Origin of the sequence: Synechococcus sp. CCAP 1479/10 (assembly GCF_019038515.1) — a bacterium.
Classification (GTDB): Bacteria; Cyanobacteriota; Cyanobacteriia; order PCC-6307; family Cyanobiaceae; genus Cyanobium.
This window is the reverse complement of sequence record NZ_JAFKRJ010000057.1, coordinates 1-217: the sequence shown is the minus strand read 5'-3', so window position 1 is coordinate 217 and position 217 is coordinate 1. Positions and strand designations below refer to the sequence as shown.

Genomic DNA, 217 nt, shown 5'->3' with positions numbered 1-217 from the left:
CTGACGTGTTGTCTCTAACCTATGCAGTTTTCAGGGTTCAACCCTTTGATCATCACGCAGGCGACTGATGTGGTGAGAGGGGGGACCTATCCTGGTGTCCATGGCGCTGTGGAACCACACCGATCCATCTCGAACTCGGTTGTGAAACGCAGCAGCGGCGACGATAGTTGGGGGGTAGCCCCCTGCGAAAATAGCTCGATGCCAGGTAAAACTTCTG

At 54.8% G+C, this 217-nt stretch carries 1 rRNA gene; it reads left to right on the top strand.

What is annotated here, in order from left to right:
* Positions 1 to 90: 90 nt before the first annotated feature.
* Positions 91 to 207 (top strand): 5S ribosomal RNA (gene rrf / locus KUG39_RS16960).
* Positions 208 to 217 lie beyond the last annotated feature (10 nt).